This window comes from Enterobacter sp. SECR19-1250 (assembly GCF_013391025.1).
GTDB classification, from domain to species: Bacteria; Pseudomonadota; Gammaproteobacteria; order Enterobacterales; family Enterobacteriaceae; genus Enterobacter; species Enterobacter cloacae.
Genome location: NZ_JACASJ010000210.1, coordinates 1 through 3216 on the forward strand (window position 1 = coordinate 1; position 3216 = coordinate 3216).

The window sequence follows — 3216 nt, forward strand, 5'->3', positions numbered from 1 at the left end:
CAACCCGCTACGGGGGAGACTTACCCGAAATCTGATTTATTCAACAAAGCCGGGCGCCAGCTGACTGACGACCCGAAAGCGGTGGCGAAAATGCTCAGGCGCGACGGTCTCGCATCCGACATCAAAATCGGTGAGCTGCCGCTTATTAAGGACTCGGAGATCCAGAACTTCTGTCTGCACGGTACCGTCGGGGCCGGTAAATCAGAAGTTATCCGCCGTCTGATGAACTACGCCCGCCAGCGTGGCGATATGGTCATCGTGTATGACCGCTCCTGTGAGTTCGTCAAAAGCTACTATGATCCGGCCACAGATAAAATCCTTAACCCGCTGGATGCGCGCTGCGCTGCATGGGACCTGTGGCGGGAGTGCCTGACGCAGCCTGACTTCGACAACGTTTCCAACACGCTTATTCCTATGGGCACGAAGGAAGACCCCTTCTGGCAGGGGTCGGGACGTACCATCTTTGCCGAAGCCGCATATCTGATGCGCAACGACAAGGACCGCAGCTACAGCAAGCTGGTCGACACGCTGCTTTCCATCAAGATTGAGAAGCTGCGCTCGTACCTGAAAAACTCCCCGGCGGCGAACCTGGTGGAAGAGAAAATCGAGAAAACGGCCATCTCCATCCGCGCCGTGCTGACCAACTACGTCAAGGCTATCCGCTACCTGCAGGGCATCGAAAATAACGGCGAGTCATTCACCATACGCGACTGGATGCGCGGCGTTCGTGAGGATGGTAAAAACGGCTGGCTGTTTATCTCCTCCAATGCTGACACCCACGCTTCCCTCAAGCCGGTTATCTCCATGTGGTTGTCCATCGCCATTCGCGGGCTGCTGGCGATGGGGGAAAACCGTAACCGCCGCGTGTGGATCTTCGCCGACGAGCTGCCTACCCTGCACAAGCTGCCGGACCTGGTTGAGATCCTGCCGGAGGCGCGTAAGTTTGGCGGCTGCTACGTCATTGGCATTCAGTCCTACGCCCAGCTGGAAGATATTTACGGGCAGAAGCCGGCGGAAACGCTGTTCGACGTGCTGAACACCCGTGCCTTCTTCCGCTCGCCGTCGCGCAATATCGCCGAGTTCGCCGCTGGCGAAATCGGTGAAAAAGAAATCCTCAAGGCGTCCGAGCAGTATTCCTACGGTGTGGACCCGGTACGCGACGGTACCTCGGTCGGCAAGGACATGGAGCGCGTCACCCTGGTGAGTTACTCCGACGTCCAGACGTTGCCGGATCTCTCCTGCTACGTCACGCTTCCCGGACCTTATCCTGCCGTGAAAATGGCGCTGAAGTATCAGCAGCGTCCAAAGGTGGCACCGGAATTCATTCCGCGCACCATCGACGGGAAAGCGGAGGAACGCCTGAATGCCGCGCTGGCTGCACGTGAACATGAATCCCGCAGCATCGCCATGCTCTTTGAACCGGATGCCGAAGTTGTCGCGCCAGAGGGCGGTGCGGAGAATGCTGGTCAGCCACAGCAGCCACAGCAGCCACAGCAGCCACAGCAGCCACAGCAACTGACGCCCGCGCCCCGCGCTGCAGACGCGGCATCCGTAGCAGGTGCGGCAGGCGCCGGCGGTGTGGAGCCTGAGCTGAAGACAAAGGCGGAAGAGGCAGAGCAGCTGCCGCCCGGCATCAGTGAAAGCGGTGAAGTAGTGGATATGGCGGCATGGGAGGCGTGGCAGGCGGAGCAGGACGAACTGTCTCCTCAGGAGAGGCAGCGTCGTGAAGAAGTGAACATCAACGTTCACCGGGCGCCTGAAAAGGATCTTGAGCCGGGAGGATACATCTGATGATGAGCATCGGATCGGTAAAATCCGCCGGCAGCGCGGGCAATTATTACACCGACAAGGACAACTACTACGTTATCGGTAGTATGGGCGAGCGCTGGGCCGGAAAAGGGGCTGAAGCGCTGGGGCTCAGCGGCGGGGTGGACCAGAAGGTCTTTACGAAGGTTCTGGAGGGACGCCTGCCGGACGGCAGCGACCTCAGCCGGACTCAGGACGGGGCGAACAAACACCGTCCGGGCTACGACTTCACCTTCTCTGCGCCCAAAAGTGTCTCCGTGATGGCCATGCTGGGAGGCGACAAGCGTCTTATTGAGGCACACAACCGCGCGGTGGAGACCGCCATTAAGCAGATAGAGGCAATGGCCTCCACGCGGGTTATGACGGAGGGCAGGAGCGAGACGCAGCTGACCGGCAACCTGGTGATGGCGCTGTTTAACCACGATACCAGCCGCGACCAGGAGCCGCAGCTGCACACCCACGCGGTGGTGGCCAATGCCACTCAGCATGGCGATGAGTGGCGAACGCTCAGCAGCGACAAAGTGGGTAAAACCGGGTTTATTGAGAATATCTACGCCAACCAGATTGCCTTTGGCCGCCTGTATCGTGCCGCGCTGAAGGATGACGTCGCGGCGATGGGCTATGAGACTGAGACGGTCGGCAAACACGGCATGTGGGAGCTGAAGGGCGTACCGACGGAGCCGTATTCCAGCCGCAGCAGGACCATCAGCGAGGCGGTCGGGGATGACGCGTCCCTGAAGTCCCGCGACGTGGCGGCGCTCGATACCCGCCAGTCGAAGCAGAAGGTTGACCCCGAACAGCGCATGGCCGAGTGGATGCAGACCCTGAAAGAGACGGGGTTTGACATTAAAGCCTACCGTGAGGCGGCAGACCTGCGGGTTGTGCAGGGGAATATTCCCGCAACGACGCCTGAAGCCATTGATATTAACAGCAGCGTCGGGCAGGCCATCGCGATGCTGAGCGACCGGCGGGCGCGGTTCACGTATTCCGAACTGCTGGCCACCACCCTCGGGCAGCTGCCCGCGCGGTCGGGCATGGTGGAGATGGCGCGTGACGGCATCGATGCGGCGATAAAAAATGAGCAGCTCATCCCGCTGGATAAAGAGAAGGGGCTGTTTACCTCGAACATCCACGTGCTGGATGAGCTGTCGGTGTCGGCGATGACCCGCGATTTACAGCGGACGGGGCAGGCCGACATTTTTCCGGATAAAAGCGTGCCCCGCAGCCGGTCATACAGCGATGCCGTGAGTGTCCTGGCCCAGGACCGTCCGCCGGTGGCGATCATTTCGGGTCAGGGCGGGGCGGCCGGCCAGCGTGAGCGCGTGGCGGAGCTGACGATGATGGCGCGCGAACAGGGGGTCGGTTCCGGCTGAGGGCGAAATGACACCCTAAGCTTTCGGTTCCTTGGGC

Annotated in this window: 1 protein-coding gene and 1 pseudogene; both read left to right on the forward strand. The window is 60.5% G+C overall.

Annotated features, from left to right (window positions below; all coding sequences use genetic code 11):
- Window positions 1-1791: type IV conjugative transfer system coupling protein TraD (traD, locus tag HX884_RS25810; protein ID WP_178328997.1), on the forward strand; the 1791-nt coding region annotated here is incomplete at its 5' end.
- Window positions 1791-3164, forward strand: a pseudogene (gene mobF, locus HX884_RS25815) (MobF family relaxase); the annotation flags it as partial. The gene traD and the pseudogene mobF, both read left to right, overlap by 1 nt.
- Between the last annotated feature and the right edge of the window lie 52 nt (window positions 3165-3216).